11 protein-coding genes are annotated in these 15,791 nt (G+C 73.9%); 9 read left to right on the forward strand and 2 right to left on the reverse strand.

The features are described 5' to 3' along the window. Nucleotides 1–146: 146 nt before the first annotated feature. The 4 genes from ATJ97_RS18255 (at nt 147) to ATJ97_RS18270 (ending at nt 7,016) form a co-directional block, all read left to right on the forward strand. Nucleotides 147–1,658 carry a xanthine dehydrogenase small subunit gene (locus ATJ97_RS18255; protein ID WP_098484967.1) on the forward strand — a complete coding sequence of 504 codons (1,512 nt, stop codon included), beginning with the start codon at nt 147–149 and terminating at the stop codon, nt 1,656–1,658. Continuing rightward, nucleotides 1,655–4,345, forward strand: coding sequence for a xanthine dehydrogenase molybdopterin binding subunit (xdhB, locus tag ATJ97_RS18260; protein ID WP_098484968.1), 2,691 nt, complete (start codon nt 1,655–1,657; stop codon nt 4,343–4,345). The genes ATJ97_RS18255 and xdhB overlap by 4 nt, the downstream gene beginning before the upstream one ends. Further along, on the forward strand, nt 4,345–5,331 hold the full coding sequence (gene xdhC / locus ATJ97_RS18265) for a xanthine dehydrogenase accessory protein XdhC (protein WP_098484969.1): 987 nt from the start codon (nt 4,345–4,347) through the stop codon (nt 5,329–5,331). The genes xdhB and xdhC overlap by 1 nt, the downstream gene beginning before the upstream one ends. A gap of 305 nt (nt 5,332–5,636) precedes the next feature. After that, nucleotides 5,637–7,016 (forward strand): 8-oxoguanine deaminase, encoded by a 1,380-nt coding sequence (locus tag ATJ97_RS18270; protein ID WP_098484970.1) that lies wholly within the window; start codon nt 5,637–5,639, stop codon nt 7,014–7,016. A 44-nt stretch (nt 7,017–7,060) separates the two neighbouring features. Here ATJ97_RS18270 and ATJ97_RS18275 read toward each other — a convergent pair whose 3' ends face one another. Further along, nucleotides 7,061–8,065: an MsnO8 family LLM class oxidoreductase gene (locus ATJ97_RS18275; RefSeq protein ID WP_098484971.1), complete on the reverse strand. Its 1,005-nt coding sequence runs from the start codon at nt 8,063–8,065 to the stop codon at nt 7,061–7,063. Nucleotides 8,066–8,161: 96 nt separating this feature from the next. Between ATJ97_RS18275 and ATJ97_RS18280 the strand changes: the two genes are divergently transcribed. Next, nucleotides 8,162–8,614 (forward strand): hypothetical protein, encoded by a 453-nt coding sequence (locus tag ATJ97_RS18280; RefSeq protein ID WP_098484972.1) that lies wholly within the window; start codon nt 8,162–8,164, stop codon nt 8,612–8,614. A 92-nt stretch (nt 8,615–8,706) separates the two neighbouring features. On the opposite strand, the gene ATJ97_RS18285 is transcribed toward ATJ97_RS18280, so the two are convergent. Further along, the gene (locus ATJ97_RS18285; RefSeq protein WP_098484973.1) at nt 8,707–9,225 is read right to left on the reverse strand and encodes a hypothetical protein; all 519 of its coding nucleotides are present in this window, start codon (nt 9,223–9,225) and stop codon (nt 8,707–8,709) included. A gap of 180 nt (nt 9,226–9,405) precedes the next feature. On the opposite strand from ATJ97_RS18285, the gene ATJ97_RS18290 reads away from it, so the two are divergent. The 4 genes from ATJ97_RS18290 to ATJ97_RS18305 all read left to right on the forward strand — a co-directional run bounded on the left by ATJ97_RS18290 (nt 9,406) and on the right by ATJ97_RS18305 (nt 15,752). After that, the gene (locus ATJ97_RS18290) at nt 9,406–10,014 is read left to right on the forward strand and encodes a dihydrofolate reductase family protein (RefSeq protein WP_098484974.1); all 609 of its coding nucleotides are present in this window, start codon (nt 9,406–9,408) and stop codon (nt 10,012–10,014) included. Nucleotides 10,015–10,093: 79 nt separating this feature from the next. Beyond that, nucleotides 10,094–11,095, forward strand: a complete 1,002-nt coding sequence (locus ATJ97_RS18295) for an asparaginase (RefSeq protein WP_098484975.1) — start codon at nt 10,094–10,096, stop codon at nt 11,093–11,095. A gap of 18 nt (nt 11,096–11,113) precedes the next feature. Then, on the forward strand, nt 11,114–12,136 hold the full coding sequence (locus ATJ97_RS18300; protein ID WP_098484976.1) for a PHP domain-containing protein: 1,023 nt from the start codon (nt 11,114–11,116) through the stop codon (nt 12,134–12,136). Nucleotides 12,137–12,263: 127 nt separating this feature from the next. After that, complete coding sequence (locus tag ATJ97_RS18305) at nt 12,264–15,752, forward strand: proline dehydrogenase family protein (protein ID WP_098484977.1); 3,489 nt, start codon at nt 12,264–12,266, stop codon at nt 15,750–15,752. Nucleotides 15,753–15,791: the final 39 nt, after the last annotated feature.

Consider the following 15,791-nt stretch of genomic DNA (forward strand, 5'->3'; position numbering starts at 1 on the left):
TTCTTGTCCCGACCGTCGTCAAGGACTAAAGTCCTCCTCACACCGTGGGCGTTGTTCCGGCATGGATAACCTGCGACCGCGGATCGAGATTGAAACCATGCCATGACCCGCACCCGCCATCGTCGGCGGGTCGAGGAGCGTGAGCGATGGAGCCCATCCAGGTCACCGTCAACGGCCGCACCCTGGACGGCGCGACGGCCGGCCCCCACACCAGTCTCCTCGACTGGCTGCGGGGACAAGGGCTGACCGGCGCGAAGGAAGGATGCGCCGAGGGGGAGTGCGGCGCCTGCGCGGTGCTCGTCGCCCGGCCGGACGGCCCGGACGGCACCCGCTGGACCGCGGTGAACGCCTGCCTGCCGCCTGCCCTGGCGTTCGACGGCCAGGAGATCATGACCGCCGAAGGGCTCGGAACCGCCTCCGGTGCGTGCGCCGTCGAGGATCTCCACCCCGTCCAGCGGGAGATGGCGGACCGCGGGGGCTCCCAGTGCGGCTACTGCACGCCTGGCTTCGTCTGCGCCATGGCCGCCGAGTACTACCGGCCCGGGCGCACGCCCGCCGAGGCCAGCCCGGCGGACCAGACCGGCACGTCTGCCGCCGGTCAGGCGCACGCGGCCGACCACGAGGTGGGCCCCAACGGGTTCGACCTGCACGCCCTGAGCGGCAACCTGTGCCGCTGCACGGGCTACCGTCCCATCCGCGACGCCGCCTACGCGCTCGGCACGCCCGAGGAGACGGACCCGCTCGCCCGCCGTCGTGAGGACCCCGCCCCCGCTCCCCGCCACACCCGCGTCCACGACGATGCAGGCGAGTTCGTCCGCCCCGGCAGCCTGGAGGAGCTCTTCGACGAGCTCGAGCAGCACCCCGACGCGGTGCTCGTCGCCGGCGCCACCGACACCGGTGTCGAGCGCAACATCCGGCACACCCGTCCGCGGCTCGTGCTCGCGATCGACCGCCTGTCCGCGCTGCGCACCCTGCACGCCGGCGAGGACGGCATCGAGATCGGCGCGGCGCTGACCCTCACCGAGATCGAGTCGGCGCTGGACGGGCGGGTGCCGCTGCTGGCGGCTCTCTTCCCGCAGTTCGCCTCCCGCCTCATCCGCAACTCCGCCACCCTCGGCGGAAACCTCGGGACCGGGTCCCCCATCGGCGACGCCGCCCCGGTCCTTCTCGCCCTGGAGGCCTCGCTCGTCCTCGCCTCCCGCGGCGGTGAGCGCCAGGTCCCGCTCGCGGAGTACTTCACCGGCTACCGCACCTCGGTCCGTGAGGCCGGCGAGATCATCCGCGCGGTCCGCATCCCGCTGCCGTTGGCGGAGTCGACCGCGTTCTACAAGATCGCCAAGCGCCGGTTCGACGACATCTCCTCCGTCGCGGTCGCCGTCGCAGCCCGCATCGACGACGGCGTGGTCGCGGACGTCCGCATCGGTCTCGGCGGTGTGGCCGCCACGCCCGTCCGCGCACGTGCCACGGAGGACGCCCTGCGCGGCCGGCCCTGGACCTACGAGACCGCCGCCGCAGCCGCCGCCGTCATGGGCGAGGAGGGCACCCCGCTCGACGACCACCGGGCGAGCGCCCGGTACCGCCGCGCGATGCTCGAGCAGGCGTTGGTGCGGTTCTTCGCCCAGACCCAGCCCCAGCCGACCCTGGAGATGGCCCGATGACCTCGCTCGCCGAACGCCCTGTGAACCCCAAGGTCGGGGAGTCCGTCACCCACGAGAGCGCCGCCCCGCACGTCACGGGCACCGCGCTCTACACCGACGACCTCGCCTTCCGCGCCGCCGGGGTGCTCCACGCCTGGCCGGTCCAGGCGCCGCACGCGCACGCCCGGGTCACCGCCCTGCGCCCCGCCCCCGCTCTGCAGGTCCCCGGCGTGGTGCGGGTGCTGACCGCGGACGACGTCCCCGGCGTCAACGACGCCGGGACCAAGCACGACGAGCCGCTCTTCCCCACCGAGGTCATGTACTACGGCCACGCCGTGTGCTGGGTGCTGGGTGAGACGCTCGAGGCGGCGCGGCTCGGTGCCGAGGCCGTCGAGGTCGAGTACGAGCCGCTGCCCTCGATCCTGACCCTCACCGAGGCGATCGAGGCCAACAGCTTCCAGGGCAACCAGCCCACCGTCTCCCGGGGCGACGCCGCAGCCGCACTCGCCGCCGCGCCGCGCCGGCTCAGCGGGGAGTTCGAGCTGGGCGGGCAGGAGCACTTCTACCTCGAGACCCACGCCTCTCTCGCCCACGTGGACGAGTCCGGGCAGATCTTCATCCAGTCGTCCACGCAGCACCCCTCGGAGACCCAGGAGATCGTCGCCCACGTCCTCGGCCTGCACTCCCACGACGTCACCGTCCAGTGCCTCCGCATGGGCGGCGGCTTCGGGGGCAAGGAGATGCAGCCGCACGGCCTCGCGGCCGTCGCCGCCCTCGGCGCGGTCCTCACCGGCCGTCCGGTGCGCATGCGCCTGAACCGGACGCAGGACATGACCATGACGGGCAAACGGCACCCCTTCCACGCGCGCTGGGAGGTGGGCTTCGACGACGACGGTCACCTTCTCGCCCTGCAGGCCACCATCACGGCCGACGGCGGATGGAGCCTGGACCTGTCCGAGCCGGTCCTGGCCCGCGCCCTGTGCCACATCGACAACGCGTACTTCATCCCGAACGTCGAGGTGCACGGGCGGATCGCCAGGACCAACAAGACCTCCCAGACCGCTTTCCGGGGGTTCGGCGGACCGCAGGGCATGCTCGTCATCGAGGACATCCTCGGGCGGTGCGCGCCGGTGCTGGGGATCGACCCGGGCGAGCTGCGCCGTCGGAACTTCTACGAGCCCGGCCAGACCACCCCCTACGGGCAGCCGGTGCGGCACGCCGAACGGCTGCGCGACGTGTGGGACCAGGTCGTCGCCAGGTCGGACTACGAGGACCGTCGGAAGGCGGTCGCCGAGTTCAACGCGCGCCACCCCCACCTGAAGCGGGGGATCGCGGTCACCCCGGTGAAGTTCGGCATCTCGTTCAACTTCACCGCCTTCAACCAGGCCGGCGCGCTCGTGCACGTGTACAAGGACGGATCCGTCCTCATCAACCACGGCGGCACGGAGATGGGCCAGGGCCTGCACACCAAGATGCGGCAGGTCGCGGCCACCGCCCTCGGGGTGACGCTCGACCACGTGCGCCTGGCACCGACCCGCACGGACAAGGTTCCGAACACCTCGGCCACGGCCGCGAGCTCCGGGGCGGACCTCAACGGCGGTGCCATTAAGAACGCCTGCGACCAGATCCGTGCCCGGCTCGCCGAGGTCGCCGCGCGGAAGCTGAACATCCACCCCGACGACGTGCGGTTCGTCGACGGGCGCGTCACCGGCATCGGCTTCCACGACAGCGACCTGTCCTTCGAGGAGGTCGCCAGCGCCGCGTACTTCCAGCGCATCCCCCTGTTCGCCGCCGGGTACTACCGCACCCCGGGCCTCCACTGGGACTCCGCCCGCATGCAGGGCGAGCCGTTCAAGTACTTCTCCTACGGGGCGTCCGTCTCCGAGGTCGAGGTGGACGGCTTCACCGGCGCCTACCGGTTCCTGCGCACCGACATCGTCCACGACGTCGGCGACTCGCTCTCCCCGCTGATCGACGTGGGCCAGATCGAGGGCGGCTTCGTGCAGGGCGCCGGCTGGCTCACCCTCGAGGAGCTGCGCTGGGACACCTCCGACGGCAAGGGGCGCGGCCGGCTCGCCACCCAGGCGGCGAGCACCTACAAGCTGCCGAGCTTCTCCGAGATGCCGGAGGAGCTGAACGTCCACCTCTACGAGCGCGCCACCGAGACCGGCGTCGTCTACGGCTCCAAGGCCGTGGGTGAGCCGCCGCTGATGCTGGCGTTCAGCGTCCGCGAGGCCCTGCGCGCCGCCGCCGCGGCCTTCGGGCCGGAGGGCACGGTCGTCGAGCTCCCCAGCCCGGCCACGCCCGAGGCGGTCTTCTGGGCCCTCGACGGCGCACGGTCCGCGGCCGCGCCGGCCGAGCAGGTGGACGCCTCCGGCGACGGCGGCCGGCGGGTTGCGGCCTCCGACGACGGCTCCCGGGAAACTGCTGCGTCCCACGACGACGGGGCCCGGCGGGTTGCGGCGTCCCACAACGGCGACCAGGAGGTCGCCGCGTCCGAGAACGGCGCCCCGGAGGTTGCTGCGTCCCAGAACGGCGCCCGGGACGTCGCCGCGTCCCACGACGGCGCCCGGGAGGTCGCCGCCGCGAACGGGACGATCCGCCGCGGCGCCGCCCACGGCGGGGCCTCGTCCGCCGGCAACGGCGAGTCGCGCGAGACTCCGACCGCGTCGGCAGGCGCGGACACGGAGGAGACGGTGGGGATCTGATGGACTGGCTCGCCGCCCTGACCCACCTGCGGGCCGACGGCCTGCCGGGCGTCCTGGTCACGGTGACCGACGTGCGGGGCCACGCCCCGCGGGACGCGGGCGCCAAGATGGTCGTCGGTGCCGAGAGCACGTGGGACAGCATCGGCGGTGGCAACCTGGAGGCCACCGTCGTCGACCGCGCCCGCGAGCTCCTGGCCGGCGGGGCCCACGTCCCCGAGCGGATGACGTTCGCGCTGAACGAGCACGTCGCCAACCGCCACGGCAACCAGTGCTGCGGGGGAGAGGTGAGCGTGCTCCTGGAGCCGCTGCTCACCCGCTCCACGGTCGCCGTGTTCGGGGTCGGGCACGTCGGCCTGGAGCTCGGGCGCATCGTCGCCCGGCTGCCCGTCACGCTCCACCTGGTCGACAGCCGGTCCGACCAGGTGTCGCCCGACCGGCTCACCGAGGTCAGCGGTCCCGCCGACGTGCACGTCCACCACGCGCCCGCGCCCGAGGTGGTGCTGCGCAACCTCCCCGCCGGCTCGTACGTGTTCGTGATGACCCACGACCACGCTGAGGACTTCATCCTCTGCGACGCCGCCCTCAACCGTGGCGACCTCGCCTACGTCGGCCTCATCGGCTCGCACGCGAAGTGGGTGCGGTTCCGGAAGCGGCTGGGCGAGGCGGGGCACGACGACGCGGCGATCTCCACCATCACGAGCCCGATCGGTGTGGAGGGGATCATCGGGAAGACGCCGGCCGTGATCGCGGTGAGCGCCGCCGCCGAGCTGGTGCAGCTGCTTGAGCGGGAGCAGGCGTCGGTCGGCTCGGGTGGCACGGCGCGGCAACCGGCCCTCCGTGCGGCAAGAGCGTCGCAGGGCAGGACGGGGCCCGGCCCGGCGGGCGGGCCGGCGAGCACGTCGGTGCCCGGCCCGGGGGACGGCACGGCAGCACCCCCGCCGGCAGCCGTGCGTGGCTCGGCCGACGCACCGCACCAGCCGGCGTGAGCCCGCGAGCGTGACGGGCCCGAGCGTGACGGACCCGGGCGTCGGGATCCCGCGCGGATCCAGGGCCTGATCCGGTCGCGCCATCCCACCCGCGTCCGGCAACGCCTGGGTCCCCGCCACAGCACGCCCCGGTTGCCCGCATCACGCCCCGGTTCCCCGCAGCACGCTCTGGTTCCCCGCATCACGCCCTGGTTCGCCGCATGACGCCCTGGTTCCCCGCATCACGCCCTGGTTCCCCGCATCACGCCCTGGCCCCCAGGAGGACCCCCTCCTGCCACCCGTTCAGCCGACCGAGAAGGTGACAGATGAGCGCTGCAGCGCCCACCCCGCACACGACCACGTGGATCAAGGACCCCCTCGCGATCCTCGCCGCCGAGGGGCTCGACGCGACCGGCGGCGTCGTCGTCGAGGGAGACCGCATCGTCGAGGTGCTGGCGGCCGGCGAGGAGCCGACCATCCCGTACGAGACGACCTTCGACGCCCGGGAGCACGTGGTCGTGCCCGGCCTGATCAACACTCATCACCACTTCTACCAGACGCTCACCCGCGCCTGGGCGCCGGTGGCCAGCGCGGAACTCTTCCCCTGGCTCGTGAACCTCTACCCCGTGTGGGCGGGCCTGACGCCGCGGGACCTGGAGCTCGCGACGACCGCCGCGCTGGCCGAGCTGCTGCTGTCCGGCTGCACCACTGCCGCCGACCACCACTACCTCTTCCCCGGTGGGCTCGAGGACGCGATCGACATCCAGGTCGACGCCGCCCGTCGCCTCGGCATGCGGGCCGTCCTCACCCGCGGCTCCATGACTCTCGGGACGGACGACGGCGGGCTCCCGCCCCAGGACGTTGTCCAGGACCTCGACACGATCCTCAGCGACAGCCGCCGTCTCGTGGAGTCGTACCACGAGCGCGGGCCGGGCGCGCAGATCCAGATCGCCCTGGCCCCGTGCTCACCGTTCTCGGTCACCCGCGAGGCGATGCGCGACAGCGCCGCGCTCGCCGAGGAGCTCGACGTCCGCCTGCACACCCACCTCGCCGAGACCGTCGACGAGGAGCGCTTCTGCCTCGAGCGGTTCGGGATGCGCACCGTGGACTACCTCGAGTCGGTCGGCTGGCTCGGTCCGCGCGCCTGGCTCGCCCACGGGATCCACTTCGACGACGGCGAGGTCGCCCGCCTCGGTGCCGCCGGTGTCGGGGTCGCGCACTGCCCGACGTCGAACATGCGGCTCGCGTCGGGGACGTGCCGTGCCGTCGAGCTCGAGGACGCGGGTGCCGCCGTCGGTCTCGGCGTGGACGGCTCCGCGTCGAACGACGGCTCCAACCTCGTGCTCGAGGCCCGGCAGGCGCTCTACCTGCAGCGGCTGAGGTACGGGGCAGAGGTCCCGCCCGAGCGTGCGCTGCGGTGGGCGACGGCGGGCTCGGCCCGTGTGCTGGGCCGGGAGGACCTCGGTGAGATCGCCGTCGGCAAGCAGGCAGACCTCGCGCTCTTCCGCCTGGACGAACTGCGGTTCTCCGGGAGCCACGACCCGCTGGCCGCGTTGCTGCTGTGCGGTGCCGACCGGGCCGACCGCGTCATGGTGGCTGGTCGGTGGCGCGTGGTCGACGGCGCGATCGAGGGGCTGGACGTGCCCGCCCTCATCGCGGAGCACTCCCGGGCGGCGCGCGGGCTGCTCACCCGCGCCGGCGTGTGACGGCACCCCCGGGCGCCCCGGCCGTCGAGGCGAATCACACCGGGTCAGCGGGGGACCGGGACCCGGTTCCGCGAGCTGGGCGCGAAGAGCGAGGCCAGCGCGGTGTCGGCGCGGGACTGCTCGGCGCGGTCGAAGGTCGCCGTCGTCGCCATGACCTCGTCGGCGCGCGTCCGTCGGACCAGGTCGGTCAGCCGCTCCGCCACCTGCTCGGCGGTGCCGTGCACGGCGCTCGAGAGGAACCGCTCGACCGCGGTGCGCTGCTTCGGCGTCAGGGTCCTCTCCCTGACGGACCCGACGTCCTCCAGCGGCGGGAACGCACCGGTGGACCTCGAGGCAGCCAGCGCCCACGCCTCCGGCAGCAGCAGGTCCCGCGCCGCCTCCTCGGTGTCCGCGATCATCACCGTCACGCTGGCGATGACGTAGGGCTCGCCGCCGGCCGCCGCGACCTCACGGCGGTACTCGTCCAGAGGTCCCGGGTCGTCGAGCACCGGTCCGCCGACGGCGACCGGCAGACCGGCCCGGGCGGCGAGGGAGAGCCCGCGACCGCCGGCGAGCAGGAAGACCGGCGGGGGCGTGGCGAGGCGGGGTGTCGCGGTGACGCGCCCGCGGCCGTCGAGGAACGCGCGGACCGCGGCGACGTCGTCGAGGAAGCGCTCGGGGTCGGCGTCGTGCGCGCGCAGCTCCTCACGCATCGGTGCGCTGAAGCCGAGCGAACGTCCGATCCCGAGATCGATGCGGCCGGGATGGAGGCTCTCGAGCACCGCGAACTGCTCCGCGACGACGATCGGCGCGTGGTTGGGCAGCATGACCCCGCCCGAGCCGACCCGGATCTGCGAGGTCCGGGCAGCCACGGCCGCCGCGAGCACCGCGGGGCTGCCGCTGGCGATGCCGGGCACGGCGTGGTGCTCGGCCACCCAGAACCGGTGGTAGCCGAGCTCCTCGGCCAGCCGCGCCCGCTCGATCGTGGAGAGCAGCGCGAGGGCGTCGGGCTCGCCGGCGCGCGTGCGCGAGCGGTCCAGCAGGGACAGGGGTACGTCGAGCAGGGCCATCACCTATCGCCAACGGCGGTGGTACGGCCGATATTTCACCCGGGTCCCTGGGCGGGACTCCTGGCGCGGGGCGCCGCGAACGGCCACGATGCTCGGATGGACGGCCTGACGGGCGAGTCGCGGGACCGGGTACGAGCCATGAGTCTGTGGCTCGTGACGGCGATCGTGCTGGCGGGGGTCGCCGTCGGGCTCTACGCCCTCGTCGTCGGGTTCGACAAGGTCGACCCGGCCCCGGTCTCCCGCGTGGCGGAGGTCGCGCCCCGGGGCCTGCTGGTCGAGTACGTCGGGGGCAGCCCCGGGTGCGGCGACCCGCACCGGGTCGAGGTCAGCGAGAGCGAGGACGAGGTGGTCCTGGCGGCGTATGTCGTGGTGCGTCACGGCACGCGCCTGACCGCCTCCTGCGACGACGAGGGCGTGCCGATGCTCCAGACCGTGCGCCTCGCGGCGCCGCTGGGGCACCGCGTGGTGCGCGACGCCACCCGGCCGCAGCTCACCGTGCCGGTCACCGAGGACGCCACCGACCTCCTCGGACAGCGGGGGCGTGGGTGACGCCCCGGCGTGCCACCGGGTGTCGGGCGCTGCGGACCGTGCCGCGGTACTTGAGGTGCCGGGTGGGCTGAGGTGCTGGGGGGGGGCTGGCGTCAGGCGCCGATGCGCTGGCGCGCCGGCTGGACGGTCAGGTGGTGCTCGATCGCGGCGTCGATCCACGGCAGGGGGTCGAGGGTGTCCTCGTGGACCCACCAGTGCCAGCCGTCCCGGTCGTGCGGGAAGAGCAGGGCGAGGTGCTGGTCGTGCGCGTTCGTCACGAGCGGCACCACACCGCCGCTGCGCGCGCCCACGATCGCGGTCCGCGGCGTGTCGATGAGCAGGGTCGCCGTCGCGAGAAGGTCTACCCCGAGTGCCCGGGCCGCTGCCGTGGTCCTGAAGGAGGAACGACCCAGCACGGGGGTGGGCCGGTGGCTGCCGCACGAGAGCCGCACCGGCCCGCCGAGCTGCACGATGCTGGCACCGGGCGCGACGGCTCCGGCGACGTCCGGGCAGCCGGTCACGACGAGGTCAGCCTCTTCGGGCGACGAGGTCAGCGAGTGCCCGTCGGCCTCGACGATCTCGCCGATGTCGTCGGCGTCGGGGCCGGACAGGCGGTTGAGGTGCAGGTGCACAGCGGGACGACCTTCTCACCGGGGGCAGGGATGAGCAGACCCAGTGTGACCAGATTGTCCCGGCTGCGCCAGAGCACGGCATGACATGGCAGGTTCTCCGGGTGTCGAGAACGCCCGTCGTCGATCGTTGAACGGGTGAGGGGCGCGGAGAGGTCGCGCCCACGGCCCGAGGAGAAACTCATGCGCAAGCTCGTGATGGGGGCGTTCGTCTCGCTCGACGGCGTGATGCAGGCGCCGGGCGGTCCGGAGGAGGACCCTGAGGACGGGTTCCCGTACGGCGGGTGGCAGTTCCCGTTCGCCGACGTGGAGCTGGGGCAGATCGTCGACGCCCTGTTCACCCGAACCGGCGCCTTCCTTCTCGGCCGGCGCACGTACGACATCTTCGCCGGCTACTGGCCGGACCATGACGACCCCGACAGCCCGGTGGCAGGAGGACTGAACAGGCTGCCGAAGTACGTCGTCTCCACCACCCTCACCGACCCGGCCTGGGGGTCGACCACCGTCATCCGCGACCACGTGCCCGAGCGGGTCGCCGAGCTGAAGGAGCAGGACGGCGGTGACATCCTCGTCCAGGGCAGCAGCCGGCTGTTCCAGACGCTGTTCGCCCACGATCTCGTCGACGAGCTCGTGGTCGGCATCTACCCCGTCGTCCTGGGGCGCGGCAAGAGGCTCTTCGAGGAGGGCGTCCCCGGTCGCACGCTGCGGCTGACCGACTCCCGGCGCACCAGCTCGGGTGCGCTCTTCAACACCTACGGCAGGGCGGGGGAGGTGCGGGTGGGCTCGTTCTGACGGGTCACCGGGCGCGGGGCGGCTCCGTCCGGATAATGGGCCGGACGCGCGCGACCGTCGCGCCCGGATCGGAGGACCCGTGCCACGCCTGACCCTGCTCGCCACCGGCGGCACCATCGCCACACGGGCCGGCGCCGCGGGGCGCGTCGTGGGAGCCACGGGCGCCGAGCTGCTCGCACGCGCCCGGGACGTCTGGGGCTTCGACGGTGAGGTCGACGTCGTGGACGTGGCCGGCCTCGTCTCCTCCGCCCTGACGGTGCCGAAGGCGCTCGGCCTCGCCCGGGCCGTACGTGAGGCCCTGGCCGGCTCCGACGGTGTCGTCGTCACGCACGGCACCGACACGATGGAGGAGACCGCCTTCCTCCTCGCGCTCGCCCTGGGCCCCTCCGCCCCGGTCACCCTGACCGGCGCACAACGGCCGTTCGACGACGCCGCACCGGACGGCCCACGCAACCTCGCCGCCGCCCTCGCGTGGGTCGCGGCTCCCGCGGCCGCCGGGACCGGCGTGACCATCACCTTCGCCGACGCCGTGCTGCCCGCGATCGGCGTGCGCAAGGCCCGGACGCTCGGCCTGGAGGCGTTCGCCGCCCCGACCCGCGGGCCCATCGGGCACGTCGACGAGACCGGTGTCCGCCGCCACGCCCGCCCCGAGATCCCCGAGGCTCTCCTGGCGGCCGACGTGACCGATCTGCCGCGGGTCGCCGTGGTGCCCCAGTACCTCGGCGCCGACGCCACGGACGTCGAGGCCGCAGTGCGCGCCGGTGCCCGCGGGCTCGTCGTCGCCGGGTTCGGTGCCGGGAACACCACCCCACCCGTGACGGAGGCCCTCGTCGACCTCCTGGGACGCGGTCTGCCGGTCATGGTCACCTCGCGGACCGGCTCGGGCGCCGTCGCGGGCCTCTACGCCGGGGGAGGAGCCGACCTCGCGGCGGCCGGCGCCGTCATGGCCGGCGACCTCTCCCACTGGCAGGCGCGGCTCCTGCTCGCCGCGGTCCTCGGCACCCCGGACGCCGCCGGCGAGGGCTGGGACGCCCGCGCCCGGCGCTGGCTCGCCGACGCCGGCGCGACGCCGCGGGGCTGACTCAGTAGCCTCGGCGTCGTGGACCCGGTGGCGGCGCTCAAGCGCGTAGCGTTCCTGCTGGAGCGCGAGCTCGCCGAGAACCATCGCGTCCGCGCCTTCCGCAGGGCCGCCTGGCGCCTGGAGGCCCTGCCCGCCGGAGAGCTCGAGGAGCGGCTGCGCGCGGGCACGCTGACCGCGCTGCCCGACGTCGGCCCGAAGACCGCCGCGGTCGCCACCCAGGCCGCCGACGGGCGGGTCCCCGATTACCTCGCCGATCTCGAGGCCCGCGCCGCGTTCCCGCTCGTCGCCGGCGGCGAGACCGTCCGCGGCTGGCTCCGCGGGGACCTGCACTCCCACTCCGACTGGTCCGACGGCGGCAGCCCGGTCCGCGAGATGGCCGAGACCGCGGTCGCCGTCGGCCATTCCTACCTGGCGCTCACCGACCACTCCCCGCGGCTGACCGTCGCCCGCGGCCTCAGCCCCGAGCGGCTGCGCGAGCAGCTCGACGTCGTGGCACGCCTCAACGCCGAGCTGGCACCGTTCCGGATCCTCACCGGCATCGAGGTCGACATCCTCGAGGACGGCTCGCTCGACCAGGAGGAGGAGCTGCTGGCCTCCCTCGACGTCGTCGTCGCCAGCGTCCACTCGAAGCTGAGGATGGAGACGCGGCAGATGACCCGCCGGATGGTCGCCGCCGTCGAGAACCCCCACGTGGACGTCCTCGGGCACTGCACGGGCCGGCTCATCACCGGCGGTCGCGGCACCCGGCCCGAGTCGACCTTCGACGCGGGGGAGGTGTTCGAGGCGTGCCGGCCTGCGGGGGTGGCCGTCGAGATCAACTCCCGGCCCGAGCGCCGGGACCCGCCGACCCGCCTGCTCGAGCTCGCCGACGACGCCGGCTGCCTGTTCTCGATCGACACCGACGCCCACGCCCCGGGCCAGCTCGACTTCCTCGACCTCGGCTGCGAACGGGCCGAGAAGCTGGGGCTGTCGCGGGAGCGCATCGTCAACGCGATGGAGGTCGACGAGCTCCTGTCGTGGACCGGGCGCCACGCGGCCTGACCCCGCTTGACGGCGACAGGCGGCACGCCTACGTTCGCCCTACAAGTAACAGGTGATCAATCACCCATCGGGCGCCGACGCCTGCTCGCGTCGACGACCGACGGACCGCCGGCGTCAGGAGATCCCCATGGCCACCAGCACCACCCACCGCCGCGACGAGCCCGCCGCCCGGAACGGCGTCCCCGAGGACGTCTCCGCCCTGGTGGACGACGCGGTGGCCCTCGCCGACGCGTGGCTCAGGGCCACCGAGGCAGGTCAGTCGGACAAGGAGCGCGCCACCTCGCAGCAGCTCGCGGGCCTGGTGGGGGACCCGGAGGGGCTCGACCTCGCGGTGCGGTTCGTGGACCGGGTCGCCCGCCCGGAGGACTCGCGGGTCGCTGCGCGCGAGCTCGCCGGACTCTCGGCCGGTGCGGCCGGCTTCCTCTCGCCGTCGGACCGTGCGCTGCTCGCCGTGGGCGCGAAGGTGGCGCCGCTCGCGCCGGGTGTCGTCGTGCCGCTGGCGCGCCGACGGCTGCGCCAGCTGGTGGGCCACCTGGTGGTCGACGCCCACGACGCCGCCCTGACCCAGCACCTCGCGAAGGCCCGCGAGGAGGGGTTCCGGCTGAACATCAACCTGCTCGGCGAGGCGGTGCTCGGCGAGGCCGAGGCGAGGTCTCGGGTGGAGCGGACCACGGCGCTGCTCGCGCGCGACGACGTCGACTACGTCTCGATCAAGGACTCCTCGCTCGTCTCCCAGATCTCCACCTGGGACACCGAGGGCACGGTCGCCCGCGTGACCGAGCGGCTCCGGCCGATCTACCGGGCGGCCAAGGCACGGTCGCCGCACGCCTTCGTGAACATGGACATGGAGGAGTACCGCGACCTGGACCTCACCATCGCGGTGTTCACCTCGCTGCTCTCCGAGCCGGAGTTCAAGGACCTCGAGGCGGGGATCGTCCTCCAGGCCTACCTCCCGGACTCGAACCGCGGGATGGACGAGCTCCTCGAGTTCGCCCGGCAGCGGGTCGCCGACGGCGGGGCGCCTGTCAAGATCCGGCTGGTCAAGGGTGCGAACCTCTCGATGGAGAAGGTCGAGGCCGAGCTCCACGCGTGGGAGCAGGCCCCGTACACCACCAAGGCCGAGGTCGACGCGAACTACCTGCGCCTGGTCGAGCGCGTCCTGCGCCCGGAGCTGGCCGGGGTCGTGCGCCTCGGCGTCGCCTCGCACAACCTCTACGACGTGGCGCTGGCACACCTGCTGGCCGAGCACCGCGGGGTCGGGGCGTCGCTGGACGTGGAGATGCTCCAGGGCATGGCCCCCTCCCAGGCCCGGGCGGTGCGCGACACCGTCGGCACGGTGATCCTCTACACCCCGGTCGTGGCACCGGAGGACTTCGACGTCGCGGTCTCCTACCTCATCCGCCGCCTGGAGGAGAACGCCCAGTCCCAGAACTTCCTCCACGGCCTCTTCGCCGGCGGCGAGGAGGCGATGAACGACCAGGAGCGCCGCTTCCGCGACTCCGTGGCAGACATCCCGACCACGCCGACCGCGCCGCGCCGTTCGGACGAGCGGGAGCCGGCGGGGGAGACGTTCACCAACGCCGTCGACTCCGACCCCGCCCTGCCGCAGGTGCGCGAGTGGGCCCACGAGGTGGTCGCGGCCTCGCCGGCGCCGTTGACCTCGCGGGTGCTCGGCACCGTGGCAGAGGTGGACGAGGTCGTCGCGACGGGCCGGGCCGCCCAGCCGGCGTGGGCCGCCCGCCCGGCCGCCGAGCGCGCCGCCGTGCTGCGCCGGGCCGCCGACGAGCTCGAGGCACGCCGCGGCGAGCTCATCACGCAGATGATCCACGAGGGCGGCAAGACGATCGACCAGGCCGACCCGGAGGTCTCCGAGGCGATCGACTTCGCCCGCTACTACGCCGACCGGGCGCTCGAGCTCGATCCGGGTGCCTCCCTCCACACCGACGGCGCCCGCTTCACCCCGGACGTGCTCACCCTCGTCACCCCGCCGTGGAACTTCCCGGTCGCGATCCCGATCGGCGGCGTCCTCGCCGCCCTCGCCGCAGGCTCCGCCGTCGTCATCAAGCCCGCCCCCGCCGTGCCGGGCTGCACCGAGATCGCCATGGCGGCACTGCACGCCGCCGGTGTCCCGGGCGACGTGGCCCAGGTGGTCCGTTCCGACGAGGGCGAGGCCGGACGGGCGCTGGTCTCCCACGAGGGCGTCGACACCGTCATCCTCACCGGCGCCGCCGAGACGGCCGAGCTGTTCATCTCCTGGCGTCACGGCCGCCCCCACGGGCCGCGGGTGCTGGGGGAGACCTCGGGCAAGAACGCCCTGGTCATCACCCCGTCCGCCGACTACGACCTCGCTGTCGCCGACCTGGTCAAGAGCGCCTTCGGGCACGCCGGGCAGAAGTGCTCCGCCGCGTCGCTGGCCATCCTGGTGGGCTCGGCCGGGAGGTCCGAGCGCCTGCGCCGCCAGCTCGTCGACGCCGTGCGGTCGCTGCGCGTGGGCTGGCCCACGGACCTGACGACGACGATGGGTCCGGTCATCGAGCCGCCGACCGGCAAGCTCGAGCGCTCGCTCACGCGCCTGGAGCCGGGCGAGACCTGGCTCGTCGAGCCCCGCCAGCTGGACGACACCGGCCGGCTGTGGTCGCCGGGCCTGAAGGACAACGTCGCCCCCGGTTCCTTCTTCCATCGCACCGAGGCCTTCGGCCCGGTGCTGGGCCTCATGTACGCCGACGACCTGGACGAGGCCATCGAGCTGCAGAACGCCACCGACTTCGGCCTCACGGGGGGCCTGCACTCCCTGGACGAGGGCGAGATCGAGCACTGGCTCTCCCGCGTCGAGGTGGGCAACGCGTACGTCAACCGCCACATCACCGGCGCGATCGTGCGCCGCCAGTCGTTCGGCGGCTGGAAGTCCTCCTCGGTGGGCCCGGGCGCCAAGGCCGGCGGCCCCAACTACGTCGCCCAGCTCGGCACGTGGGCGCCCGACGGCGTCCCCGCCCGGCAGGCGGAGGCCACCGCTGCCGTGCGGGCCGCCCTGGCCGACTACACCGGCCTGGTCACCTCCCAGGCCGACCGGTCCTGGCTGCGCTCCGCCGTCGCCTCCGACGCCGCCGCGTGGGCCGCGGACCTGGGCGTGGAGAAGGACGAGAGCGGCCTGAGCGTCGAGGCGAACCGGTTCCGGTACCGCCCCGCTGCGGTGACGGTGCGCACCGTGCCGGGCGCGTCCGTCGTCGAGCTGGTCCGGGTGCTCCTCGCGGCCGAGCTCGCCGGGAGCGAGGTCCGGGTCAGCCTCGACCCCGCCACCAGCGCCAGCCTGAAGGCGCTGGACGGTGCCGGCGAGAACGCCCAGGCGGGCCTGCGCCGCCTCGCCGCCCTCGTCACGCGCGGGGAGACGACCGAGGAGTTCCTCTCCCAGGTCCGCCGCGCACCCGTCGACCGGGTCCGCGTCGTCGGCACCGGCCCGGAGGCGCACCGCATCGTCGACGAGCTCTCCTCGCCGGCGGTCACCGTGCTCACGGGGCCCGTGCTCGCCACCGGGCGCCGCGAGCTGCTCACCGTCCTGCGTGAGCAGGCCATCTCTCACACCCTCCACCGCTTCGGCCACCTGCCGGCGGGTCACTGAGCGTGGCGGGAAGGACGCAGAGTGTGGCGGGGAGGACCC

This window comes from Georgenia soli (genome assembly GCF_002563695.1).
Taxonomy (GTDB): Bacteria; Actinomycetota; Actinomycetes; order Actinomycetales; family Actinomycetaceae; genus Georgenia; species Georgenia soli.